The following is a 25,791-nucleotide window of genomic DNA, read 5'->3' as shown; positions in this document are numbered from 1 at the left end:
TTTTAATTTGGGAAGTAAAATTTACTTAATTTTATCTTTTAAAAGTAAATTTTACTCTTTTTTTAGTATTTTTTTTCAAATTTTTATGACTTTCTAGACTAAATTAATTTTTGAATTTTTTAGTTTTAATGGCAATAAAATCAGCAAAAATAGAAAAATTTAAATAAATAGACTAAATTAATAAACTAATTTTTTAGACTTTAAAATTATTTTATTTTTCAAAATCCTTGAAAAACCAGGGAAGATTATATTCACGCGGATTTTGAGCATTAAGTCTCATTATCATCGATGATAAACTAAATTTATTTTTTAGTTCAAGAGGTTTTTCATTTTGTCAATTTATTCCAAAATAATTATGACTTGCTGTTGAATAATTCCAACTTTGTAAAGATGTAAGCGGCGAACCTGAATTAATCGTTGATATATACTCATCATTTAGCCCTAATACTCCAGTTCCGGAATTACCAGCATTAAAATATGTTGGAGTATAACCTTTTTGATTTAAAATATAAACAGTTTGTTGATCTGAATTAGCCCTATTTATTATATAACCACTTTGTTTTGCATAAGGAAATCCATTCATTCCAAAATGTTTAACATTTTGACCAAAAAATGTTAAATCCGATTGACCATTTGAATTTAATTTTAAGTTAGGTAATTTATATCAATTTAATAATCAGGCTGCTTTTTTGAACTCACCACTTTCATAAGCTGCTTGAATTAAAGGTTTAATATCAACTATTAAAACAGATATGTCAACAAATTTTGGATTTTTTTGATTTACATCCGGCTGCTTAGTACCGGTTCAAACTAATCAAGTAGGAACTTTTTTGACACTATTTTGTCCACCTCAATAGCTATAACCGCCTTGAATTGAATTAGAATAATATTTACTTCCAATAGCCATGTAACGAGTATTTAATAAAAATTTAGTTAAATCTTTACCAAAAAGAGAATTTAAATCAAAATTTCCACCACCTTCGACATGATTATTTGTGATTATGTAAAATTTACCATCATTTGGATCATCATTTACTTTTGCAAGCATAGTTGCGCTTCCAAAAGAAAAGCCAAAGGTTCTAGCTAATAAATTTTTTGCCAGTGGGAATTTGTTAGTATCCCAAGATGTATGTAAAAAGTCTAAATCTTGTAAATATCCTTCATGTAATTTATAAGGAACATTTTGGTTTGGATTATATTTTTCTAAATTGTAAACATCTGAACTGGTAAAAAATGAAATTGGCTGCTCTTCATTAGTGTAGTCAATATTTTTATAATCAAATTGATTTGTTTTAGAACCAAAATCTTCATTTTCAAGCGAGTTTGTGTATTCAATATGAACTCTTGCTCCGGCATTATGTAAAATAAAGGCTTTTTTTGGATCAAAAGTGTCAAATTTTGGGCTATTATAAAAGGCAAGACCTTTTTCAACATGATTGAAAACATTATCGACTATTAAACCAAGATTTGGATTATTTAGTCATAGTTTAAATTCAATCCCTTGATTTTTGTTATATTGAGCACTTAAAGTAAAGCTAAAGTCCTCAAATTTTTTCCTTGCATCTTCAAAAAATACATTTTTGGTTTTTTCAGTAATTGCTATTGTTTGGCCTTTTACTAATTTTTCAAAGTCAAAAATAAAGTCATAACCGCCTTTAATTGGTTTGTTTTTGATTAAGTCAACTCCGCCACTAATTCGGGTAAGTCTTTGGGTGTTTTGAACTAAAGCATTTGCAAATAATTGTAGTTTTATTTTCCGGTTTTTAGGATTATTCTTTAAAAATGTTTGAGAAAAATATTTTTCTTTTAATATTCATTTAGCTGTTTTTGTAGAATTATTGTAATTTCAGAATAAATCTTTATAATAAGGTTCAATTTCACGACTTCTAGTTACTTCTTTTTCAGAGTCAAATAAAGTAACTAATGGCTTTTGTGTGTCCAAATCTATATTGGCTTGATTATTTTGGTTATTTATATTTGTTAGAAAATATCAAGTCGATCCTTCAACAATATGTGGTCCATTAACATATTTTAGACGGAAATATAATTTATTATTATGTTTTTTTGTCTCAAGAAATTGCAAATTTTGCCTTGAGATTTTAAAATTATTATACTTAAGAGCTTGTTCTTTGATTTCAAAGAAATTTTGAAAATCGCTGTTATTTAACACCTTTGTTATAAGTGATCTATTATTTTTGGGAACAAAATCAGAATATTTGATTCTATTTAGAATTATTTCAGGATAAAGTTTATTTTTATAATCGTTTTCTAAGTTTTGTAATTTTATGACTTTATTAGAACTATAGCGGATCTTTGTGTTATTTTTGTTAATAAAACCAAGTTTAAAAGTCATTTCCCCTGGTTTGTCAGTGGTTTTAACATCATAATAATAGACAAAATAATTCTTTAAAATTTTTGAAGTATCAAGTCTAACTTCAGGATCGGTATTAAAAAATATTTGCTTTTCGACAATTATTGGTAAATTTTCACTATTTTGTTCAGTTTTTTTGTTTTCATCTTCAAGTTTGACTTCTTCATTTTTAAACTTATCTAAATCTTTATTTTTAACACTGTCATTGTTAGTTCTAATTTGAAGTAGATAATTTAACTTTGATTCCGCTTTTTGTTCAACAATATCAGCAGGGTCAATTAGTCTATATTTTATGTGTTTTTGCGCTTTTTTATAAAATTCAGCGCTTACTCTACGATAATCAAAGTGGCGACTATTAATATTATCAATTATTGATTTGTGATCATTGGGAATCTGATTAGATTTTAAGGTTTGGCTCCTTATTGGTATTTGACCTGTTTCTTCTGGAATTGGTAAAAAATCCTCACTGGTGAAATTAGAACCATTTTTAGGTTTAATATCACTATAAGTAGGTGGCAATCAATTTGAAAAACTAATGGCTTTTTCAGTTTTGATAGTTCTAATAGGTTTAGTTCCTTTAAAAAATAGCGGAAATTCTAAGCCGTTAAATTTATATCAAAAGAAAATTTTTGCCTCACCTTTTAAAATGTCTGTAGAAATAACTTCTTTTGCAAAAATTTCAAATTTTCCAATTTTACCAAATGTATAAAGCTTGTTAAGTGAGTCTATTATTTCTAAATTCGTTTTTCCGGCTAGCGAAATTTGACCGTGGGTGTAATCAATATCGTTAATTATTGTGTTTTTAAATAATTTTTTACCACTAGAATCGCTTAAAATTTCTTCAATTAACGATAAATCAGCTTTATCACGCGGTGATAAAGTTGGTTTTAAGTAATTTTTAGGCGCAAATTCTAGAATTTCTTCTCTAGTGTGTTTGTCATTTTTTATTAATAATTTTAGGGAAATACTTTGGGTAATACTTGAGGTTAAAACTCTTCTTTTTTCTTTGCCAACATCAAATGTTGAAAACGAAATTGTGGCATTTTCAGGAATTTCGTAAGTAAAAAAATGTTGATCTTTTAAAATTTTATCAAAAATTTTATCAAGCTCAGCCTTACTTAATTCATCTTGTTGTGTTGGCTTTTCTAAACCAATTTCTGAAACTTTTACAACTTTTGGGTGTTTTTCAAAAGTTTTAAATTTTTTATTTTTAGGAATCTCCCCGGCTTGTTGCAATGTTTCTAAAGTTGGTTTTAATAAATATTTATAAAATCAATAACTTCCAAGTCCGCCAGCCCCATAAGGCTCTTCGATTCCCCAAAAATAAGATGATGAATCATCTGACCTTGTATAATCATAATCAATATATTCAGAATCGCTAAGGTAAGTTTGATTATAAAAACTGGTGTTTTTAAAGTTTTGAGTATATCCAATTTTTACTGGCAAGTTATCTTTTTGTTTAAAATTAACTTGATTCTTGGATTTAGCACTGACTGTTTTAATAACTTGGTTATTAAATTTAATATCTAAATTTAAAGATATTTTATTATCACTGGTAAAGGTTAATTCAGGTTGCTCTGGTAATACAACATGGAAAAATTTTTCGATTGTTTGTTTTGTTTGGGAAAAATTTTCTAAAATAAATTTTTTTACTTCTTGCTTGAGAAACCCTTCTTTTTCAAAATCAAGGAAAGAAGTATACTTAATATCAAAATAGTCATCAAGAAGATCTATTTTTAATGAAGAGATTATCGCATTTATGTCAACATTATCATTAGGAATTAAAAGTTGGGTGGATAAAATTGTTGAATGTAAAGGGTTTTTTATTGAAGTCGCCTGATATTTAAGGACTAAAATATTTCTGTTGTTAGTATCTAGTGATAAGTCTAATAATTTGAAATTTATTTCATTATTTTGTGGTTTTTTTAATCAAAGATTTGCATTTTGAAGGTTAAAAGAAGCAGAAGTAAGATATTTTTTTATACTATGATTGTCTAGTCCTTGGTCATCAAGACTAATTTTTAGGGCATTTTGGGCTTGTTGTTTAAAATCTGATGAATTTTCTACAATTTTTGCTGGTGTTTTTTCTTGCAAAATTTGGTAATTTTGCGTTTTTGAATCTAAAATTGTTTGAGAAAATGAAGTGACTAAATTAGCAAATTGATCAACAAATGTGGCCAAATTTTCATTATCAAGTCCATTGAGTCGGTGATCTTGGTCTAATTTTTGTTTAATTTTGTTATTTTTTTCTTCAAGTTCTTGCTTGTTTGTTATAGATGTACTTGAGTTGTTTAACAAAGATTGAAAATTTTTCAATTCAACACTATACAAATCAAGAGAATCTGCTAATTTTAAAATATTGGAGCTTATATGCTTAATATCAGAAACTAATTTTTTTGAATCTGCCAGTGTTTTAATATTAGAAATAAAATTTGGGCTAAATTTGTTCGATAATAATTGATTTTCCAAGCTTTTTTTAGCTTCTTTTAATTGAGCATCACCATTAAGACGTGCTAATTCTGACTGTACATTTTCATTGACTGTTAAAACATTAGATAAAAAATATTTTGTATTAGTGGAAATTTCATCATTTAATGCAAGTTTATTTTCTTGATCTAATAAATTTAAGGAATTCATTAGATCATCTAATTCTGTTTTATTTTCAGAATTTAAATAATTAGGCTCATTTTCTAGCCTTGTTTTTTCTGTTTTCAATGAAGATAGAAGCGGTGCAACATGTTCTAATTCTGAAATAAATGTTTTAATTTGACTAATTTGTGATTCAGCAATTGAGTTATTTATTTTTTCTTTAAAATTACTTTGAACTGTTTGGGATAAATTAGCGGCTTTCTCAACATCTAAAATAGCAGATTTCTTTAATTCTTGTAGTTTTTGGTTTTTCTGTGCTGACTTATTAACAATTTTTTCTAAATTATTTTGGATATTTTTAAAGTTTCTAATTGAATCAGTGACATTGTTAATTAAGCTACTAGAATTTATATTTGAATTAAAATTTGTGATTAAATTATTGAAAATTTCATTGCTCTCAGTTGAATATTCATTTTTTATTGATTTAATTTGCGCAATAATATTTTCCAATATGAGTAAATTTGAGGTGAAATTTTGAATTTCTTCTTTATTATCATTTTTATATAAAGTGGTAATTTTGTTATTAATTTGCGCACTTAAGGCTTTAAGATTAACAAGGTTTGCATGTTTTAAAACCGTCTTAAATCAGCTAAAAGTTGAAAATTCCTGACTAAGGGTGTTATTGGTTTTAGTAATTTCCGCGCTTAATTGGCTTATTTTGGTTAAAAACTCATCCAATTTAGTTTCAAAATTAGTTGAATTTAGAATTTTTTGATTAAACGATTCAATTTCACCTTTTAAATTATTGTATTTCTCCTCGTTAACACTAAAAGACTTATCAATTGCCTTAGATTTAAAATTAGACTCGAATTTTTGAAACAAAACTAATGTTGATGAGTATTGTTCTACAAATTGAGAAAGTTTGGGCAAATATTCTGAATTTGAAAAATTTTGTGAGGAAATATTTAAGGAATCTTTTATTTTATTTTTAATAGCTTCAGGAAAATTAGGATACTGAAGAAAAAAATTATCTATCTGATTTTTTGGAAGACTTTGATTTGGATCGACATAATTTTGAAATGGATTTGAGTTTGAAGTTGAACAAGAGGCAACAACAAGTGAAAAAATACCAACCCCAAGTAAAAATATTGGTTTGGCTTTTGCTTTTTTTCTGTACATTATTTTTCCTATTTTGTGAGAGTTTTAATTGTTTAATTATATAATTATACAATTATACAATTATATAACAAATAACTAAATATTTTTCAATTTTAATTAGTATAATTTTTAAACAATCCTATTAAATTCTCATAGCATTTTGCAGCTAGAATTAATCAATGTTGAACATCAAAATTTTGAAAATATAACTATTACTTATCAAAAAATAAGTTCATTTATTAATTGGTATAACAATGAAAGACTTCAAAGTTGCTTATCATATAAAAGCCCAAGTTTTTATATGAGGTAAATTATTTGTCCAATTTTTTTAAAGTGAACATACTAGAAAAAATTAACAAAAGTGGTGTAATCAAAATCATAGATAAGAAACTAATTGTCTGAATTCTTTCTGCTAATTTTTTTTAAAAATATTTGATTTTTTATTTTTTTAAATTTTTTTTCATTTAATAAATAAATGTATTTAAAAAACTAAAATTTTGTTATAATTTTATTAATTAAATGCGTGACTTATAATGAACAAAGTAAAATCTAAACTACTAGGCTTAATAATTGCATCCTTTTCAATATTCGCATTAACAACTTCAACACATAGTAATTTTGTTATGCATGACGGTAATAACGGTAATAATAAAATACAAGCTCAAACTTTTTCGAGCAATAATTATAAAAATAAACTTCAAGAATTTTCATATCAAAATCAACAATCCTGAAATAATGATGTTTCTTTATTTTCGGTAAACGCTAAAAGAGATCGCCAACACAAAAAATTAAAAACTAACAAAGGTGAGCTACATATTAAAATAGATGGCCGAAAAAAAATTGTATATCGTGGTGGTTTTTTTAGACAAGACAAAGTTGAATGGAGGGGTAAAGCTAGAATTTGGTTTAAAAGAAATTCATATTGATGAGAAAACAACACAGATAATACTGTAGATAAAATAAAACTATCTGTTAATTCTTGAATTGGCGGTTATGCTAGTCCTTCTTTTGAATTTAACGGTGAAACAAAATATAGCGGAGTTTTTACCGAGGGAGCGACCCGTATGACAAATATGTCGGTACACATTGATACTCATACTAAAGAACTTATTAATTCCCTTGAAAAAAAGGAAGGGGGTGAGCTATTTATTAATTATCATGCCGCAGGGTGAAACTATCAAATTACTGGATTTGGTCAATACGCAAGCGGTTATGCACTTGATGAAAATGAGTTTAGCTCAATAAAATCTAATGATCCGTTTTTGCCTGATGTTGTTGATGAAGATGAGGATGAATTGTGATACAGAAGAGGGAATGGTAGCATAGTATGGCCTAAAAATATAAGCAGAGTTCCTATTGAATTATTTAATTCCGAGCAAAAGGTTTATTTAGATGATAAAAATTCAAAATTTATCAAAAAAATTTAACAATAAAATTATTTTTAATTCAATAAATCTTGAGATTCCATCAAATAAAATAACTTTTATTGTTGGAAAATCAGGGATTGGGAAAACCACCTTGATTAACTTAATTGCCGGTTTTACTAAAAAAGATAGTGGAAAAATTTCTTTTTTTAAAAATGGTAATGAAATTGAAAATCCTTTGGTCGATGTTGTTTTTCAAGATTTTAATTTGATAGAATCACTTTCAATTAAAAATAATATTTTAATTGCAAATCATATTCTAAATCGTTATGTTGAAAATCACGAAATTGAAAACGAAGCTAGTGCAATTAACATAAATAGTCAAAAATTAAATCGATTAGTTAAGAATTTATCAGGTGGTGAAAAGCAAAGAGCTGCATTTTTAAGAAGTTCATCAAGAAATGCCGACTTTATTTTGCTTGACGAGCCAACTGGGAACTTAGATCAAGAAAACTCAATTGCATTACTTGATTTGTTAGTTAAAATATCGCAAAATAAGACTGTTTTAGTGGTAAGTCATAATTTAGAGCTTGCAAAAAAATATGCCGATCAAATTATTTATGTAGAAAAAGAAAATATTAAATCAATAGAAAATAAAGACAAACCCCAAAAAAATCTTCAAAAATCTACGAATAATTTTTTAGAAAATTCTGAAAATAAAGTATATAAAAAACCGTCTTTTTACCAAAAAGTGAAAGTCGCGTTGCTTTTATCTCTTGCGGATTTTAGATCGAAAATTACTACTCTTATTCTTGTTTTGGTCTCATTTTTAGCAATGATTTTTGGGGTAGTTTTATTTGTTAACTTAAATATTTCTGCTAAAAATATTAATTTTGACAACATTGTTCAATATAATTTAGACACCTTAAACGTAAGCGAAAAGGGGCTTGCCTCCTTACATATTAATGAATTAGAAAAACTTAAAAAGGAAAACCCAAAAATAGAGAATATAATACCAATATATTCTGATTTACAATCATTTAAATTTAGTTATGATGATAAAAAAGTTTCAACAGGCCCAATTTTCCCTGTTGATGAGTCAGATTTTTTTAAAAATAGATTTGCTGACATTATTAAAAGCCAAAAATTTAATAATAATTTTATATCTAATCAAGACGATGTTATTTTACCTGAGAAAATTATTAATCAACTTGAAATCTCAAACCCAATAGGAAAAAAAATAAAAATTTTTTATTCTAACCATTTTGAAGAAGTAAAAATTGTTGGAGTAATTGAAGAAAAAAATTATGATCAGCCTAAGTTCTCTTTAATTCATACAAATAAATTAAAGACAACATATGAAAAGGGATATGAAGAATCATACAAAAATTTTCATCAATTCGAAATTTTACCAGATAATTTTTATTCTCTTGACTTTAGTGATTGAAGGGCAAGTGGTAATACGACAATTGAAACTCCGACTATTAGCAAATCTTTTTATCAAAATTCAAGCCAGGCAAATTCAATAAATTTAACTAAAGGTAATTTACCTCGGTCATTTGATGAAATTGCAGTTAGCTCTAATATTACTAATAAAATTGGAAAATTAATAGAAATTAATACTACTTTTAATAGTTATTATATTTTTAAAGTTGTTGGTATTTTTGATGCTGATAAAACTACTAATAATGCTTCAGAAGAACCAAAGAATATAGTAATTTTTAATAGTGAAATTGAAAATTTTTTCAACCATGTACATCCTAGTGAATTTTTAGTCTTTTTTAATCAAGAAAATCTTTATAATAACATTCAGGATTTTTTAGATAAATATGGTAAATCTGGTGTCAAACGTTATTATTTCACCTCTGGCGGACCTGATGAAGTAAGGCAGTTTTTCTTTGCCTCCCAATTTACCTTAATTATGTCTATTTTTGCATCGATTATTGTTCTTGGTATTACTTTATTGATTTTTGTTAGTGTTTATGCTGTAAATCTTTCTAATTTTAAGAAAAAATCGATAGCAGTTTTAAAATCACTAGGCGGCAAAACGCTAGAAATTTTCATGTACCATTGATTAAATTTAATAATTATTAGTGTTTTTGTATTTTTTGTAGGTATTGTTTTATCAATTTTGATTGTCCCGGAATTTTACAAAATAATTCTAAATCAAAACTTATTTCAGCCCGATTATTTACAAATTATCGTAATTTTTCTTTTGACTTGGTTAATTAGTTTTTTTTCTATGTCATTTATTTACCTATTAATTTCTTATAAAACATATCGAAAAGATGTCGCAACTTTATTAAGGTAATCTAAAATCACATTCGTGATTTTTTATTTTTATATAAAAAAATTTACAAGTTTTTTAATTTTAGGCCTGAGGAAAAATGATTAAAATTCAAAATTTAACAAAAAAAATTGATAATAGATTTATTTTTAGTTCACTAAATCTTGAAATTCCTTCAAACAAAGTGACTTTTGTAGTTGGCCAATCAGGAATCGGTAAAACAACTCTTATTAATTTAATTGCCGGTTTTACAAAAAAAGATAGTGGAAAAATTTCTTTTTTCGATGAAAATGGTTCTGAAATTAAAAAACCATTAGTTGATGTTGTTTTTCAAGATTTTAATTTAATTGAAAAAATTACATCTAATGACAATATTTTAATAGGAAATAATGTAATAAATAAACTTTTAGACAAAAATGCATTAAGTCAAAATGCAAATTTAATGTCGATAAAAACTGAACAACTAGAGCAAAAAGTAAATAATTTATCTGGGGGCGAAAGGCAAAGAATAGCAATTTTACGTTCACTTTCACGTGATTGTGGTTTTATATTGCTTGATGAACCAACAAGAAATTTAGATATTGAAAATGCAAAAATTGTATTTGAAAATTTAACTAATATTGCCAAAAATAAAACTATTTTAGTAGTTAGTCATAACCTCGATTTAGCAAAAAAATATGCCGACAAAATTGTCTATATTGAAACAAGCAAAATTACTGAGGAAATTTTTGCCAAAAATAGTCAAAATCAACCGCTAATTGCTAAAAACAGCGATTTAAAATATCAAGAAACTGCTAAAAATTCAAAACTTTCGAAAATTAAACAGGAATTTAAAACAGGTTTTTTATTAACAATTACAGATTTTAAATCAAAATTTACTTCAAGTATTTTATTTTTAATGCTTTTTTTAACAAGTTTTTTTGGGACATTATTATTTGGGGTTTTAAATTTAAATATTAGCAGCACTAATTTGCAAAAAACGATTGAATATCAATTAGATTCGGTTGTAATAAACAAAAAACCAAATGGAAAAATAGGAGCATTTTCAACTGATGAAATCACAAAACTTAAAGAAAATAACCCAAAAATTGTAAAAATTGTTCCTTTTTTTAATTTTCCTAAGGTTACTTTCTCTTATGGCGATAAAATAGAGTTTGACTCTTCTGTTGACTATATTGATGAAAGTGATTTTTTTAAAAATAGATTTATTTTTGAGAACAAAAATTTGGTAGGCAGAAATATTCAAAACAAAGATGAAATAATAATTTCAAAATCGCTGGCAACAAAATTTAATATAAAAGAACCAAACAATCAAAAAATTACCGTTTCTACTTTACGAAGAACAGTTGTAGATCTAAAAGTAGTTGGTATAAGTAGTTTGACTACTTTAAATAGATTAAATTTTAGCTTTTTACATCATAAATTTAATGAATTAGGCAAACCTGTGCAAAAAAAGAATGGAACAAATGAAAATCTTAATAACAATAAGCCAGAAAAAATTGACCCATCAATATTAAAACTGTATTTTAATATTGATGATGATTTAGCTAATAATATTGAAAACTTTGCTAAAAACAACAAAGAATTTGAAACCCAATCGGCTCTAGGTGGTATATCCAAATCAATATTAAATACACAATCATTTACAAATATAGTTATTGGTGCTATTCTAGTTTTATTTATTATAATTTTGCTAATTCAAACAGTGTTTTATGCCAAAAATCTGAGCGATTCAAAAATGAAATTAATTGGAATTCTTAAAGCATTAAGTGCTAAAACCTGACAAATTTTCTTTTACCATTGGCTAAATATTATTATAATTTCACTCTTTATTTTGTTTATTAATTCGGTTGTTTTCATTCCGTCAATGGGAAAAATTTATACCTCAATAATGGGACAAGATATTTTGCTGCCCTCATTAACGCAAGTTGGGAATTTACTTATAATAATATGACTTATAATGTTTGTGTCTATTTCGGTAATTTACCTTATAATTTCTTGAATAAGTTATCGTAAGCCGGTTATTAAATTGCTAAAATTTGAGCAATTCTAATTTTTCAATTTTACTTGTATAATTAAGACTAAATTTTATCTAAATTTGCAAAAATTCACCTTTTGTTACTTTAGTAAATTATTATTTGATTTTTGAGCAATTGCTTATCTAAAACGGGCTTTAATTCAAATTTTTAATAAATTTTTATAAAAAAATTTGAGATTGTTTCAGCCAAATCTCTTTTTTATTTATTATAAATTCCTAAAAATTTAAAACTGCTTCAAGGTTTAAATTCTTTAGGAATTTTTGTGCTGTTTTAAAAGGTAAAAATTAGTTGCTTTTTGCTTATTTTTTAAAATTTTTCAACTTTTTGGAAATTATTCTTTATCTGCATCGCTAATTTTGATATTGTATTCAGATAATAACTCAGGATTTATTGATGAAGGTGAATTTAGTAATAGGTCTAAACCTCTTGAATTTAATGGGAAAGCAATAACATCAGGAATTGAGTTTGCTTCTAATAAAATCATAATTAGACGATTAAGACCAAAAGCAAAGCCTCCATGAGGTGGGACCCCAAAATTAAAAGCTTTTAAAAGACTGCCAAATTGAAGGTTAATTTGATCTTGAATTTTAGTTAATATCTTTACTATATTTGTAATTACTTATTTGACTATATACATGTTTGTTATCTAAATATTTTTGGTAGCGGGCTTTTGATTTGAGAGTTCATAAGTTTAGTGGTAGGCCAAAAGCTTCAATCATTGCTGGTTCTTCGTCATATAAATCCACTCAAGGATGGAGATACTTGCAAATTTGTTTAATTTTTTTTTCGCTTAGTCTTGTTAGTTGGGTTTTAGTTCAAAATAAAAAACCAAGGCGATATTTAGAGTTTAATTTAAACATACGTTCAAGTGTAGAAAAATTAAAAGATGAAAAAATTATTTTGTTAAAAAAGTCTTTTCCATATCTAATTGATAAATCATCAATAATTTTTTCAATTCCAATGTATTCAGTTTGATCAGTTTTAATTTCAACATTAATTACTTCAAACTTATCAAGATAAAGATCTAAAAAGTCTTCAAGTGTTAAAATGGTTTGTTTACGAGTCTCAAGTTGAAAATGTGAACTATGATCATCATTATATAATTCAGATAAAGTGCTATTTGCAATTATTTTATCAACACCAGCTGTTCTTTTAGTATCCTCGTCATGAATGACAACTATTCTATTATCTTTAGTTAAATGAACATCTAATTCGATTCCATCAAAATTAAATTCATATGCTAAATCAAAAGCTAGTTTGGTATTTTCAGGTGCGATTCCTGAATAACCACGATGTGCTATTAATAATTGTTTTTTAGGCATTATCTAATTCCCTTCAACGATAATTTGTTTTACCTAGTTTTTTAAGTTCAGCTCGATTGTATAAAAACACTATTAATCCACAAATTGTCCCAAATAAGGCAACACCTAATGCGATTGTTAAAATTAATTGATAACCTAAAGGCGAAGTATTTGTTTGACCTTCAATTGTATAGATTTTTCCAATATATCCTGATAATTCATAGAATCAAGCATCTGGTGAAAACGCAATAAATGAAAGAATTCCAACTGAACTTGCATAGTTATTTTTACCAATTTCAATTTCAGCAACTTGAGTAAATCTAAGAGTTACCATTACTCATGATAGAGAACCTGCAATTAAGAATAAAATTGTAGCCAATATTATAAAGAAGATAAATAGTGGGGTTCCAGGCTCTTGAATTCCAGCTAAGGTAAGAAGTAAAATAGTTAAAATAACAAAAATTCCTGTCAGTGCTGTTAAAACTAAAATGAGAATGTAGCTTCTAAATTTGTCAGCATAGTAACCAACATAAGAGCTAATTAAACCTCGAAGTCCATAAGTTCTAATTCCACCAAGAATTGTAACTAAAATTGTCGGTGCTAAAAAGACATTATTTAACACTTGAACTAAGTAATAGGCAAAAACTGATTGGAAAGTATACATTCCCATTACAAAAATTGAAAGCATTCATAGTTTTCAATTTTTAAGTGAGACATAAATTTGGCTAATATTTTTCTTGATCGATTCTAAACTAATTTTGTTAGTATAACGTTCAATTTTTTTCTCTTTGACAAAAAAGAGAACCAAAAATGAAGTAATTACTAAAAAACTACCAATTATAAAAGTATAAGCAGCAAAAGGTGTGCTATTGATTTCATTAGTATTTTGATTGTCTGGATAATAAATTGAAGTAATAATTAAACCAATAACAAAAACTAGGAAAAATCCAACTATACCATTTGCACTACCTTGAATCCCATAAGCAAGACCTTGGCTTTTTTGGTCGGTTTGCTGTGAAACTAGCTTTCAAAGTGGGGTTCAAAAGATTAAAGTTGATGTGATTCCTCAAAGACCTCAAATAATTTTATATTGAGTCAAAGCGCTTTCTTCACCTAAGTTTTGAGCATTTTTGATGGTTATACCAAATCAAAATGTAATAATTCCTGTTGATAAGACAGCAATAAATAAGAGTCGACGCGAACTAATCCTATTAGATAAAAATCCACCCGGTAGTTGAGTTGCAAGTGTAACTCAACCAATAATGGCTGTCAAAGAAGCTACTTGGTCTTCACGAATTCCTAAATATGTGTGCAAGTTAGGCACGATATTTTTTAAATAATAAGGGGCAGCAATAACAAAAACATCAGCAGCTGCTAATATTATTAAAGCAAAAATTTGTGATCAAGTAAAATCTTTAAATTTACTAAAAAATCTTGTTTTAACCAAAACTGTTCCTTTCAAAAAATTAAATTTACTATATTAATTATTATATAATAAATTTTTCAAGAAAGTTAAGTTAGTATATAAACTAATTGTCTGAATTTTTTCTACTAACTTAGCGGTTTTTTTTTTTTTTTTTTTTTTTCTTTTTTTTTATTTTATTTTAAAAATTCATATTCAAGTAAAATAGGAGCAATTTCTTCAAGATAATATTTTTTAAGTTTTTGTTTGATAGCTTCGATATTACCGTTTAATTCTGGATAGTCATAAGAGTATTTATTTGATTTTGTGCTGTCTATTAAAGTTTTTGTGTTTAGTTCTTCAATAATTTGGTATAAGCCATATTTAAAATCAGACCGGTAATTGCTAGTTGTGCTTGCATGTTCAAGAATGCTAAATCACAAATTTTCAATTTCTAATTCTTCAGGACTACGTTGATAATTTCTTAATGTATTTAGAGCTAATGTTGGCTTTTGATTTAAATTATCAAGTCATAACTCGTTTAAATAAATTTTGTCTTTATCTTTAGGATCCTCAAGACTTCGAATATGATTTAAATTTGTTAGTGAAACAAAAAATAAATTTCTAAGTAAAAATTGTTCTAGTCTTGTTTGGGTTTCTAGATCTAATAAAAAACGATTAAAGCCATCGCCGGTTTTTGCTAGAATAATTTTTTACTCAATCACTATCAATTATTTTATAAATAGCGGTGCTAAAAGCAATCAAACCAACAAGAAAATTATTTTTGTTAATTCAAAACCCATTTTCATTGTAAGCTTTAGCTCGTATCAAAGCGCTTGAGGCAAAATGAAGTGAAAAACTTGTTGTTTGAATATAACCGATAAAATTTGAATCATCTAAATTTCTTGGTATTCCTCTTAAACTTTCTCCTGATTTTTTTGTAAAAAGTCCGTTATAATCACATACAAGGCCTAAATCTGGTTCTACTTTTTGCGGATCTACTTTTTTGTATTTATAAATACTTTGACTAAGTAAGGTATGAACTTTTTTTATTTTTACTTTATTGATAAAAATAAGTTAAGTTTCTTTTGCGCTTTGTTGTTTTATAAATAAATGCTTTTATCTTGTTTGTTTGCTTAACTTTTTTAATATAAATTCCAAAGCTAGACCAAAAAACTAGAGAAAAAATCGCGCCTATTAAATGACCGAGTTCCATATTTTTCTCCTTTTTACATTTTCATTTTTGGTCCATCTTTTTTATATTTTTTTTCTAGTTTGGATAAATCTTGTTTCAGCTGTTCCTCTAATTTATAAAAATACAACAATTCACCTAAATCTTGTGATTCTTGCATTGACTTACGAAATTGCCTAAATGATTCCATATTTATATCCAAATCATTTTTTTTAAATCAATCAATCATAGATTTAAAATTAGTTTGCTCTAATCTTTCAGATAAGCTAAAATCTCTTCTATCTTCCCATTTGTTATTAACTAAACAAATATAAATTGTATCGCCGTTAATTGTTTCTGGTACTAATGGGCTTGATAACTTATTATATTCATGAATAATTTCAATTGTGTTTAATCCTTTTTGGATAAATTTGTTTTTTGTTATTCATTCAAATAAAGGGTTATACACTTTTTCTTTTCTATATTCTCTTCGAGCTTCCCGCAAAACAGTTTCAAATAAATCTAACCTTAATTGGTTTTTTTCGTTGTGTAATTTATTTTTTAGTTCTTCGAGTTCTTTAATTTCTTCGATATTATCAACTTCAGCTATTGCTTGGGCATAATCGTTTTTTAAATGCCAATCACTAGCATATTGAACTTCGGACTTAGTTGTTTTTGTTTTTGAATCATAAGAAACTTTGGAAATTACAATAAAAGGCGGTTTAGATTTCAAACATTCATTAATTTTATTAAACATTTTTTTTACTTGATCAAATTCTAATTCTTTTGAATCAAGTATTTCTGTTTTTGGGTTATTTTTAACTAATTCTTCTAGTTCGCTGTCTCGCATATAAAAAATTTGCGAACAATCTAAATAAGAATCTTTTGTAAATAAAGTATTAGGCTTATCTGATTTTGGAATCAAAATTTCACCTTGAAAAGGGTTTTTTAATCTACCATTATCCAAACGGGCATCGCGGGCTTTAATATAATAGTAATAATTTTCTTCGGTATCGTGAAAAATAATTACCGGTCTTTCTTTTATTTCTTGTGCCAAACTATTAAAAACAAGAGTTTGAAATGGACTAAATTTTTTTAGTTTTGGTTGATCTTTATTTGCCATAATTCCCCCTTTGGGCAAAAATTTATTCCTAATAAATTTAAATTATAAAGGAAAAGAAGTTAAATTTTCATAAAATTTTTCTTCTTTTTAAAAAAATTTCTAATATAAAATAAAAAATTATGTTTTACACAGCTGAAGAAAAAACGACTTTAATTAATAATTTAATAGAAAAAATTAAAGCAGAAGATGCAAAGTTTTTAGAAAAAGTTAAACAAACGCAAGGTCAAGGTTTTCATTCAAAACGCAAGTAGTTATACCGAAAGTTTTGTTGCTAGTTTAGTAAAGTTTAATACCAAAAATTAAATATTCAACTTTTTCTTTTGATAGATATTTTAATAATTTAAGTTTACACCATCAAAAAAATAGAGCTAATCTTGTCTTAGTTTAAATTTTTAGATATAATTTGTGTATTCTGTTTTTTTGGAATTTTTTATATTACTACGTAATATAGATTCAAAAAGAGCTTAAAAAGTAAACAAATAAGAAATGGACTTTTTAAATTTCCTTCAAAAAAGTAATTTCCTCCTTATAATATCAAAGATAATTATAAGGAAAAGAAAAAGAGGAATGCCTTTTCGTTAGAAAAAATTTGGGCGTGCCTGCCTATTAAAGGATAATTATAAAAGGAAAAATGGAAAATTGTAAATTAATTTGCTATTACTAAAAAAAATAAAAAAAAATTGGAATTTGATTTTTTTTGTGGTAGAATTAATAATATCAAGGCCAGTCGCAAGTTTTATTAGGTTACAACTTTGGAAAAATAGCCTAATATTAAATATTTTTTTATTATGGGCTAAAACTATTTGGGTAAAAATTTATTCTAATAAAACTAAGAAATTAATAAATTAATATATTAATTTAGTAAATAATTAATATTTTTATTCTAATCTTTTAATTTTGAAGCTACAGATTTAATTTGTTGATAAGTAGCTAAATCAATAAGTCTAAAAAAGGGGGTTAATTTTCCGTTTTTTAATTTTTTACCCCTATACAAACCAACAATTTTGTTTTTGTAAAATAGAGGAGAACCTGACGAACCTTGCCTGTAGTTGATATCTTGGACAAAAACATTTTCTTTATCCAGTTCAACAACTTTGTCATTTACATAAAATAATGTTTTTAATGTTTTAGGTTTAAAATCTTCGTTTAAGATCGTGAGAAAACCTAAGCTAAATAGGCTATTTTTTGTGTTTGTAAAATCCTCTAGAACCTGAAAATCAATAGAATCCGAAATTCTCAACAATAAGGGTTCCTTTATATCTAGCGAAAAAACTATGATATCTTTTTCTTTATTTTCATATTCAACTCTAATTTTTGATTTTAATTTAGTTTCTAAATTTTTCACACTAAATTGTTGTAAAAAAATATCAAAAACTTGTTGCTGTATATTGTTTTTTATTGAATTTAGCGAATGAAAAGTACTGACAAAAGTCAAGTTATTATTAGTTTTTTTTACTAAAGTTGCGGTAAATCTAGTTAAATTTTTTTCATTTTCGTTTATTATAAAATTAAAAATATTACTTTCTATTTTTGATAATTCAGATTTGCTAATTATAATGTTTGTGCAAGAAACAGCCAAAAACAAAGGGCTTATAATACTAAAATAGCTAGTAAAAATAAGGATTTTTTTAAGCATTTAATGTTTGTATAATTCTTATATATGGTATAATAATTCTTATATATGGTATAATTGCTATAATAAATTATACAAAATATTTAAGTCTTATGGAGGAAAATTATGAAATACTCATTTATAAAATCGAATAAGTTTAAAATTTTTTCATCAGGATTAATGCTAACAACGTTGGCCAGTCCATTATTATTTACTTCAATCGCACCACTACAACAAAAACAAATTGCTCCAGAAATCAAGATTCAAAGCAATGAATTTTCAAGCACCGAGATTTTAAAAAATAATGTTATTAAATATGTTTTTGAAAATGATAAAAAAAACATTGATTCTATCAAATTTGAACTAAATAAACTCGTAAAATTAAATAAACTCAATGATCTTTCAGAAGAAGATCTAAATAAATTTGCTGAAAATTTAATTTCTTTTACCAAAGATCATTTTAAGGATAAAGAAGTTCTGGAAGAAGCTTGATATCATTGATTTCCAATGGCATTTTGATATGGCCTTTATGGAGTTGCTACTGTTTTTGATGTAACATTAAATTTTCTAGGGGCACTATTCAACCAACTCCCTACCATTTTAGATGCAGTTGAAATTTATTCAAATATCGCTACTGGTAACTATGAAGCCGGAATGGTGAATAATCTCGTTTTAACCACCAAAATATTAAACTCAATGTATATGAACGAAAAAAACATTATATCTAACTCGATCAATGATGCAAGCCTCGATTCTTTAGCTAATTTTATAAACAATTCAGATGTGCGATCAGCAATTGTTAAACTTTTAAAAAACAGTATTATTAATCTTGCTTTTAATCCTATAAATCAGCTAGTACAAGAAGGTATTAGACGTCTAAGTGCATATATTAGCTTTGACAAGGTTAAAATTTGAGCAAATTACATCTATTATTACAATTTATATTGAGGGGTAAATAGGGAAAATTAATTAATATTCATAAGTGTATATTAAAAAATGGTGTAAATATGCGTAATTTAATTAATTTAAAAATGAATACAAAATTTAATTATGATAATTCCATAAAATTTATATTAGTTTTTTTGTTGTCAATTTTTAAAACAATAATTTTTATTTCACTTATTATTTTATATAGTGTTAACGATGTTGAGGGCAAACCAACAAATCAATTGGATTTAGCGACACCAATTGGAAGATTAAAAGCCGCAATAGGTAGCATATTTTGATTATCATTTTTTGCCTCATTGGTTTTGCGTATCATTTTTGCTTGAAATTTAAGGAATGATGAAGTATTTAGACAAACTGGGCTAGATGTTAAGCAATATTCGATTGGTTTTAAATTTATTCCTTTAATTACTTCAATTTTATTAATTACTAAGTCACTTAGAGACAAAATTTCAATTGGCAATGATTGAACTACAAGACAATTAATACTTAAATGAAAAATTATTAACTTTATTAAGGATTTGGTTGTTTTTCTTTGACTTTGCTCGATTGTACTTGCTATTGTTTCGTTAATTCTTCGCTTTGGCCTAGATAATACAATGTTTGAAAAATTTAAAGAGGTTGTGATTATAACAATCTTTGTTGGGATTTTCTATTTTTTAATTCCATTTTATTTTTTGGCTTCCTATTCTCTTAAAATATACAGATTAATCAGCAAAAGAGAAAAAACTTATTGAAAATCAGCTAGTTACGTTTTTTTCATGCCATTTTTTTACTTCAATGCTTGAAAAAATGTTTTGAGACTTTCTAAAAAATTAAAAATTGCAGAAAATACACTAGCAGGTCAAAATGAAGTAGAAAAACAAGTAATTAATAACAAAATTAGTCGACAATTTTATCAATTTACAGTTGTAAAAAATATATTCCATTTAATTTTTCTTATAGTTTTTACAACGACAATGTGGCTAGTTATAACTAAAAATGAAATTCTTCGTAACACCGGTGTTAGTCTAATTTTCTTTAATTTATTTAATATTTCAACTATGACTTACCTTATATACATTGGGCCTCGTTATTTAGCAGATTCTGTTAATATGCATTCCAAACGAACTTCACTAATTTTATATATTTTAGACATTTTTGTGCCTATAGTTTCTATTTATAACCTAATAGAATATAAACAAAACAAGACTATTTTAGTTTAAATTTTAATATTTACCGCTGTCTTTTGTGTTTTATTGAATTTAACAAACCATAAGCGCTGACAAAAGTCAAGTTATTATTAGTTTTTTTTACTAAAGTTGCGGTAAATATAGTTAAATTTTTTTCATTTTCCTTTATTATAAAATTAAAAACATTACTTTCTTTTTTTGATAATTCAGATTTGCTAATTAAACCGTTGGACAAGAAACAGCCAAAAACAAAGGGCTTATAATGCTAAAATAGCTAGTAAAATAAGGATTTTTTTAAACTTTTCATATTTGTGTAATTCTTATATATCTATGTTATAATTATGTATAATTATTTAAATTTCCTTCAAAAAAGTAATTTCCTCCTTATAATATCTAAGATATTATAAGGAAAAACAAGAGAGGGCAGCCTTTTCGTTAGAAAAATTCGGGGCGTGCCTGCCTATTAAATGATAAATGATAATTATAAAAGAAAAACTGGAAAATTGTCATTTAATTTTCTAATTACTAAAAAAAATAAAAAAATTTGGAATTTGATTTCTTTGTGTTAGAATTAATAATATCAGGGCCGTTCACAAATTTTACTTTTTTTTTTTTTTTTTTTTTTTTGTGTTATAATTTGTATACAAATTTAAAAAAATTGTAAACTAGAAATTTTAAAACTTTTTAATTATTATCCTTGGTTAGTTTTTCTAACCCTTAAGTCCAAAAGGAGAAAAAATGCCTAAATACGAAATTATGACAATTTTAGATCCAAAAGCAGAAATGGCAATTATTGATAATTTGCTTAAAACTGTTTTTGGTGATAATTCAACAGAAAAATTACGTAAACTTGAAACAACAAATCTTGCTTACTCGATAAGAAAATCAAAAATTGCGCAATACTTTTTAGTAGATTTAAATGCTCCAACTAATTTAATCGAGGAATTTGTACGTCGGGCAAATATCACAAGAGAAATTTGGCGATATCTAATTGTGAATCTTGATAGTGAAAAAGGTCTAAATAAAAAACCAAAAATTCGTGAGCGGAACAGAAAATACACACTTAGACGTGATCGTTTTGATAAGCCAAATTTTCGGGGAAATCCTAAATCACGTTTTGATCAACAAGACCAACAAGCAACAAAAAATCAACAGAATTTTCAGCAAAATCAGCAAAATCAAGCTAGTCAATATCGAGAAAATAGCAGGCAAAATCAAGATGATTTCCAACAAGTGAGCAGCAATCAACAGAATTTCGGGCAAAATCAACAAAATCAAAGCGGTTATCATCGTGAGAATAACCGACATAATCAAGAAAATATGCACCAAAATAACAAAAATCACCAAAATCAAACTAGTCAAACTCAGCGAAATCGCCGACAATATCAACCCATAAAAAATCCAAAATTTAATCAAAAAGAAAAAGAAAACTACAATAATAAAAAACCACAAAGTTCAAACTAAAATTATTATTAACAACGATGAACAAAGTTATTTTAATTGGTAGGGTTTCTTCAAGACCGATTTTGTTAAATACAAAATCTAATGTACCGTTTTTGCGGTTTAGTCTTGCTGTTTCCCGTCGAAGATATAGTCAAGATGCTACTCCAATAACTGATTTTATTCCAATTGTTGCTTGAAGACAAAACGCAACTTTATTAGAACGATTAATCACAGTTGGCACTCTAATCGCACTTGAAGGCAGTATCCAGGGAAATCGGGTAATGAATAATACAAATGCTTATTTGACGAATTATGAAGTAAATGTTGATTCATTTCAACCACTTGAGACAAAAGAACAACTAGAAATTAGACGGCAAAAGTTGAGCCAAAAAATATCTGAACCAACTTTTGAACCTATTTATGATGATAATCAGGTAGGTCTTGAAATCCCCGAACACGATCAAGAATTACCGAATGAATCACAAAACTCTGATTTTCCAAGTTTTTTAGCTGATAAGAATAAAAGCAATTCTCAAGACGATGAAGATCCTTTTGCTGACTGAGATCTTTCTGATATTGAACCAGATAGTGATGACTAAATTATAAAGGAGTTAAAATGAATAAAAAATACGCGAAAAAATTCAAAAAAAAACCATGTCAATTTTGTGAGGCTAAATTATTTTATATTGACTATAAAGACATCGAAGTTCTCCAGCGTTTTATTAATACTTTTGGCAAAATTCAACCCTCAAGAATTACTGGTAATTGCGCAAAACACCAAAGAAAATTAGCGCTTGCAGTTAAAAGAGCCCGTTTTGTGGCTCTTCTTCCTTTTATCGGTGATCGCATCCGCGGAAATTATGATAAAACCCGTGTCTAAATTGAAAAAATGAATTTAAAAGCAGGTCTCATTGGACTTCCAAATGTCGGAAAATCTTCACTTTTTTCAGCATTAACAAAAATGAATGTTGAAATTGCAAATTATCCTTTTGCAACAATTGAACCAAATATTGCCACTGTTGAAATTCATGACCCGCGAATTCTTCAACTAACAAAAATAGTAAAACCCGAAAAAACCGTTTTTGCTACCTATTCTTTTGTTGATATTGCTGGACTAATTAAAGGGGCTTCTACAGGCGAAGGTTTGGGTAATAAATTTCTTGCAAATGTAAGAAATGTGGATTGTTTAGTGCATATTGTTCGTTGTTTTCAGGATCCAAAAATTATTCATGTCAATAACGAAATTAACCCAATTTTTGATATCCAGACTATAAATCTTGAACTAATTTTTGCAGATCTTGGAACAATTCAGACAATAATTTCCCGACTTGCAAAAAAGGCAAATAATACTAATGATAAACAAGTTAAATTTGAATTTGAACTTGCAAAAAAAGTTGAAATTCATTTAAAAAATGGTAAATCACTAAGGGATTTAGAGTTAGATTCTACCGAAATTTTACAAATAAAATCTTGACAACTTCTAACGATCAAACCGGTTTTATATGTTGCTAATTTAGATCAAAAATCAATCCAGAATCCAGATGCAAATCCTTATTTTTGAAAACTAAAAAGTTATTTAGTCAAAGAAAAAGCAATTTTACTTCCGCTTTGTATTGCTTTAGAACAGGAAATTTCCCAGCTCGATGAAGAAGAAAAACACTTGTTTTTAAAGGAGTTTTTACTTGAAAAATCTTCACTTGATCTTTTAATTCTACATAGTTTTTATCTTCTAGATCTAGCAACTTTTTTTACTGTTGGCAAAAAAGAAGTAAGATCTTGAACTTTTCGGAAAAACACACCCGCAATTGAATGTAGCGGAATTATTCATTCCGATTTTAAAAAAAAATTTATCCGTGTTGAAATTATTAGTTTTGATGATTTTGTTCAAGCTGGTAGCGAAAAAGTGGTTAAAGAAAATGGTAAAATGCGACTTGAAGGTAAGGATTATTTAATAAAAGATGGTGAAATTTGCCACTTTCGAATTGGTAATTAATTCTAATTTTTCTTATTAACTAGTCAATCTAAAAAAATCATTTCAAGATCATTACAATGTTGTTCTTAAACTAAGAAAAATCCAATTTTACTTTTGATTTGACTTATTTTTTAGAAAATTTAAGCTAAATTTTGCTTAATAACTATATTATAAGTATCAATTTTTTTGGTTGAATAAACCGCTAAATCATTAATAATCAATTTTTCTAGTTCTAAGATGATTTTTTCAATTAAGTAAAAATCGATTTGTCCTTGATTATTAACAGGTAGAAAAAACTTTATTTTCCTAATAAATTTAGTTGTATTTTGATCGCCCCAAGTAAATATTGATATTGATTTTTGCACGCAAACGGCAATAAACAAAAGCGCCTTTTCAGAAATTATACCTTTTTTTCACGTAAGAATTTTAAGATTCTGGCCTGTATAATATTTTGTTTTTTGATAAAAAACAAAATAAGTTACATAAGCAAAACTTAATGATTTAGCCGGATTTAAAAATTTTTGATCTTCGATTATATAACCGCGAGTGCCATTATCACCGGATTTTCTTACAATATAGGGATAAGAATTTGGGACTTGTTGATCAAAAATTTTAACTTTATTTGCATCAATGGATTTTTTTGAACTAGTTAGGTTAAATAATTCCCGAATTTCAAACTGTTTTCAGCGGATTTTGAAAATAAATCCTTTAATCTCTCTCTAATTCCTTCATAGTTTTGCTCCTGTTTTAGTTCTAAAGGATTTTCTAAAGACAAAAATACATAAATTACCTATTAATTATATTATTTTTAGCAAAAATTCGAGCAAATTTATTAGATAAAATTATAATTACAATTATAATATAATTTTTTATAACTGAATTTTATTCAAAAATTTAAGGACGTGATAGTCTAATAAAAACTAAAAAAATACTTAATTTTAAAGAGTTTTTTGGTTTTACTGCCCCATAATAAGAAAATCTTTTTTAATAAATTTTATAATTTTATAATTTTGTCTTATAAAAGTGATTAAATTATAAAATACTGAGAACAAAGTTTAATTTTTTTAAAAAATCAAATTTTATTCTCCCAAAAAGTGGTATAATTAACAAAAACCAAAAACCTATGGAGTAATTTTATGAAATTATCACACAGAATTAAGAATTTCTTCTTATATGGAACTGTTTTTTTATCTGTTTCATTAGCGATTGCCACACCAACAATTATAGCGACCCAGCGAAAAAAGCTGATGCTATTCTTTTTCCTTTGATTGCGCTTTTGGCAAATGAAAACCGGGTAATTCAACTAGCTGAAAGAAACACTACCGACTATTATTTTGGAATCGGATTATCTGGAGTCCAATATTTATCTTATTATGGCGGCTGATTTTTTCAAGACAAAATTGTCTGAGATGGAATAGCTCGTACTAAATTTAGATATAAAAAATTAGGAAATTGGTACCAAAGAGATACAGCAGACAGACTAAGATTAAAAGTAACATCATGAATCAGCGGTATTGGTAGTCCGTCCTTTGAGGTTGGTGGCGAAATTAAATATGATGGGAATTTTTCTGCTTCAGCCGGAACAAAGATAGGAATTGATTCAAATGGCTATTTAATAAATGATAAAACAACACATAATTCTAATTATGCTGGACTTGATTATGAATTTCAAGGTTGAAAATATAAGGTGACAACTTTTGGTCAATCAGCACATGCATGAGCTGATTATGGGAATTTAAGTGTTAATATATCATCAAATTCAGATAATTATAGGGTCGAAAAACTATCGGAGGATATTCAGGAATAAAATATACCAATGAAATTCAAGATCTTTTACAAAAA

The 25,791-nt window shown here is 26.4% G+C and carries 22 protein-coding genes; 12 read left to right on the top strand and 10 right to left on the bottom strand.

Annotated elements, in window-relative coordinates; all coding sequences use genetic code 4:
* Positions 1-211 precede the first annotated feature (211 nt).
* On the bottom strand, positions 212-6,139 hold the full coding sequence (locus MHJ_RS01625) for an MGA_1079 family surface serine endopeptidase (RefSeq protein ID WP_044284629.1): 5,928 nt from the start codon (positions 6,137-6,139) through the stop codon (positions 212-214).
* Positions 6,140-6,278: 139 nt separating this feature from the next.
* On the opposite strand from MHJ_RS01625, the gene MHJ_RS04020 reads away from it, so the two are divergent.
* From MHJ_RS04020 to MHJ_RS01610, 4 genes are all read left to right on the top strand, one after another.
* Complete coding sequence (locus MHJ_RS04020; RefSeq protein WP_225973034.1) at positions 6,279-6,428, top strand: IS3 family transposase; 150 nt, start codon at positions 6,279-6,281, stop codon at positions 6,426-6,428.
* A gap of 313 nt (positions 6,429-6,741) precedes the next feature.
* Positions 6,742-7,545, top strand: a complete 804-nt coding sequence (locus MHJ_RS01620) for a hypothetical protein (RefSeq protein WP_237697239.1) — start codon at positions 6,742-6,744, stop codon at positions 7,543-7,545.
* On the top strand, positions 7,511-9,793 hold the full coding sequence (locus MHJ_RS01615) for an ATP-binding cassette domain-containing protein (protein WP_011284074.1): 2,283 nt from the start codon (positions 7,511-7,513) through the stop codon (positions 9,791-9,793). Before MHJ_RS01620 ends, MHJ_RS01615 begins: the two co-directional genes overlap by 35 nt.
* A gap of 76 nt (positions 9,794-9,869) precedes the next feature.
* Positions 9,870-11,822 (top strand): ABC transporter ATP-binding protein, encoded by a 1,953-nt coding sequence (locus MHJ_RS01610; RefSeq protein WP_011284073.1) that lies wholly within the window; start codon positions 9,870-9,872, stop codon positions 11,820-11,822.
* 317 nt (positions 11,823-12,139) lie between these two features.
* Here MHJ_RS01610 and MHJ_RS03625 read toward each other — a convergent pair whose 3' ends face one another.
* The 6 genes from MHJ_RS03625 to MHJ_RS01590 form a co-directional block, all read right to left on the bottom strand.
* Positions 12,140-12,358: an amino acid--tRNA ligase-related protein gene (locus MHJ_RS03625; RefSeq protein WP_406823296.1), complete on the bottom strand. Its 219-nt coding sequence runs from the start codon at positions 12,356-12,358 to the stop codon at positions 12,140-12,142.
* Positions 12,359-12,395: 37 nt separating this feature from the next.
* Entirely contained in the window at positions 12,396-13,130 is a 735-nt protein-coding gene (locus MHJ_RS01605) for a glycerophosphodiester phosphodiesterase family protein (protein ID WP_011284072.1), read from the bottom strand.
* On the bottom strand, positions 13,123-14,556 hold the full coding sequence (locus MHJ_RS01600; protein ID WP_011284071.1) for an MFS transporter: 1,434 nt from the start codon (positions 14,554-14,556) through the stop codon (positions 13,123-13,125). Before MHJ_RS01600 ends, MHJ_RS01605 begins: the two co-directional genes overlap by 8 nt.
* Positions 14,557-14,708: 152 nt before the next feature.
* Positions 14,709-14,954, bottom strand: a complete 246-nt coding sequence (locus MHJ_RS03850; protein WP_237697238.1) for a hypothetical protein — start codon at positions 14,952-14,954, stop codon at positions 14,709-14,711.
* A 617-nt stretch (positions 14,955-15,571) separates the two neighbouring features.
* On the bottom strand, positions 15,572-15,727 hold the full coding sequence (locus tag MHJ_RS03760; protein ID WP_167513696.1) for a hypothetical protein: 156 nt from the start codon (positions 15,725-15,727) through the stop codon (positions 15,572-15,574).
* 13 nt (positions 15,728-15,740) lie between these two features.
* Positions 15,741-16,805, bottom strand: coding sequence for an Mbov_0400 family ICE element protein (locus MHJ_RS01590; protein WP_044284626.1), 1,065 nt, complete (start codon positions 16,803-16,805; stop codon positions 15,741-15,743).
* A gap of 119 nt (positions 16,806-16,924) precedes the next feature.
* Here MHJ_RS01590 and MHJ_RS03980 point away from each other — a divergent pair, with 119 nt between their 5' ends.
* Entirely contained in the window at positions 16,925-17,056 is a 132-nt protein-coding gene (locus MHJ_RS03980) for a hypothetical protein (protein WP_014579770.1), read from the top strand.
* Between the two features lie 632 nt (positions 17,057-17,688).
* On the opposite strand, the gene MHJ_RS01585 is transcribed toward MHJ_RS03980, so the two are convergent.
* Entirely contained in the window at positions 17,689-18,441 is a 753-nt protein-coding gene (locus MHJ_RS01585) for a hypothetical protein (RefSeq protein ID WP_011284067.1), read from the bottom strand.
* Between the two features lie 180 nt (positions 18,442-18,621).
* Between MHJ_RS01585 and MHJ_RS01580 the strand changes: the two genes are divergently transcribed.
* The 6 genes from MHJ_RS01580 to ychF all read left to right on the top strand — a co-directional run bounded on the left by MHJ_RS01580 (position 18,622) and on the right by ychF (position 23,970).
* On the top strand, positions 18,622-19,386 hold the full coding sequence (locus tag MHJ_RS01580) for a hypothetical protein (RefSeq protein ID WP_011284066.1): 765 nt from the start codon (positions 18,622-18,624) through the stop codon (positions 19,384-19,386).
* 38 nt (positions 19,387-19,424) lie between these two features.
* Positions 19,425-20,567 carry a hypothetical protein gene (locus MHJ_RS01575; protein WP_011284065.1) on the top strand — a complete coding sequence of 381 codons (1,143 nt, stop codon included), beginning with the start codon at positions 19,425-19,427 and terminating at the stop codon, positions 20,565-20,567.
* A gap of 705 nt (positions 20,568-21,272) precedes the next feature.
* On the top strand, positions 21,273-21,998 hold the full coding sequence (gene rpsF / locus MHJ_RS01565) for a 30S ribosomal protein S6 (protein WP_011284064.1): 726 nt from the start codon (positions 21,273-21,275) through the stop codon (positions 21,996-21,998).
* Between the two features lie 17 nt (positions 21,999-22,015).
* Positions 22,016-22,576, top strand: a complete 561-nt coding sequence (locus MHJ_RS01560) for a single-stranded DNA-binding protein (protein WP_011284063.1) — start codon at positions 22,016-22,018, stop codon at positions 22,574-22,576.
* 17 nt (positions 22,577-22,593) lie between these two features.
* A complete protein-coding gene (gene rpsR, locus MHJ_RS01555) occupies positions 22,594-22,857 on the top strand; it encodes a 30S ribosomal protein S18 (RefSeq protein ID WP_011206141.1) in 264 nt (87 codons plus the stop codon).
* Between the two features lie 9 nt (positions 22,858-22,866).
* Entirely contained in the window at positions 22,867-23,970 is a 1,104-nt protein-coding gene (gene ychF / locus MHJ_RS01550) for a redox-regulated ATPase YchF (protein ID WP_011284062.1), read from the top strand.
* 119 nt (positions 23,971-24,089) lie between these two features.
* Here ychF and MHJ_RS03820 read toward each other — a convergent pair whose 3' ends face one another.
* On the bottom strand, positions 24,090-24,314 hold the full coding sequence (locus tag MHJ_RS03820) for a hypothetical protein (RefSeq protein WP_044284625.1): 225 nt from the start codon (positions 24,312-24,314) through the stop codon (positions 24,090-24,092).
* A 284-nt stretch (positions 24,315-24,598) separates the two neighbouring features.
* Positions 24,599-24,724 (bottom strand): hypothetical protein, encoded by a 126-nt coding sequence (locus MHJ_RS03975; protein WP_269076328.1) that lies wholly within the window; start codon positions 24,722-24,724, stop codon positions 24,599-24,601.
* A gap of 489 nt (positions 24,725-25,213) precedes the next feature.
* On the opposite strand from MHJ_RS03975, the gene MHJ_RS01540 reads away from it, so the two are divergent.
* Positions 25,214-25,756: a hypothetical protein gene (locus MHJ_RS01540; RefSeq protein ID WP_044284624.1), complete on the top strand. Its 543-nt coding sequence runs from the start codon at positions 25,214-25,216 to the stop codon at positions 25,754-25,756.
* Positions 25,757-25,791: the final 35 nt, after the last annotated feature.

The sequence above is a fragment of the Mesomycoplasma hyopneumoniae J genome (assembly GCF_000008205.1).
GTDB lineage: Bacteria > Bacillota_I > Bacilli_A > Mycoplasmatales > Metamycoplasmataceae > Mesomycoplasma > Mesomycoplasma hyopneumoniae.
Note: the sequence above shows the minus strand (reverse complement) of the source record. Positions and strands in the feature narration are given on the sequence as shown.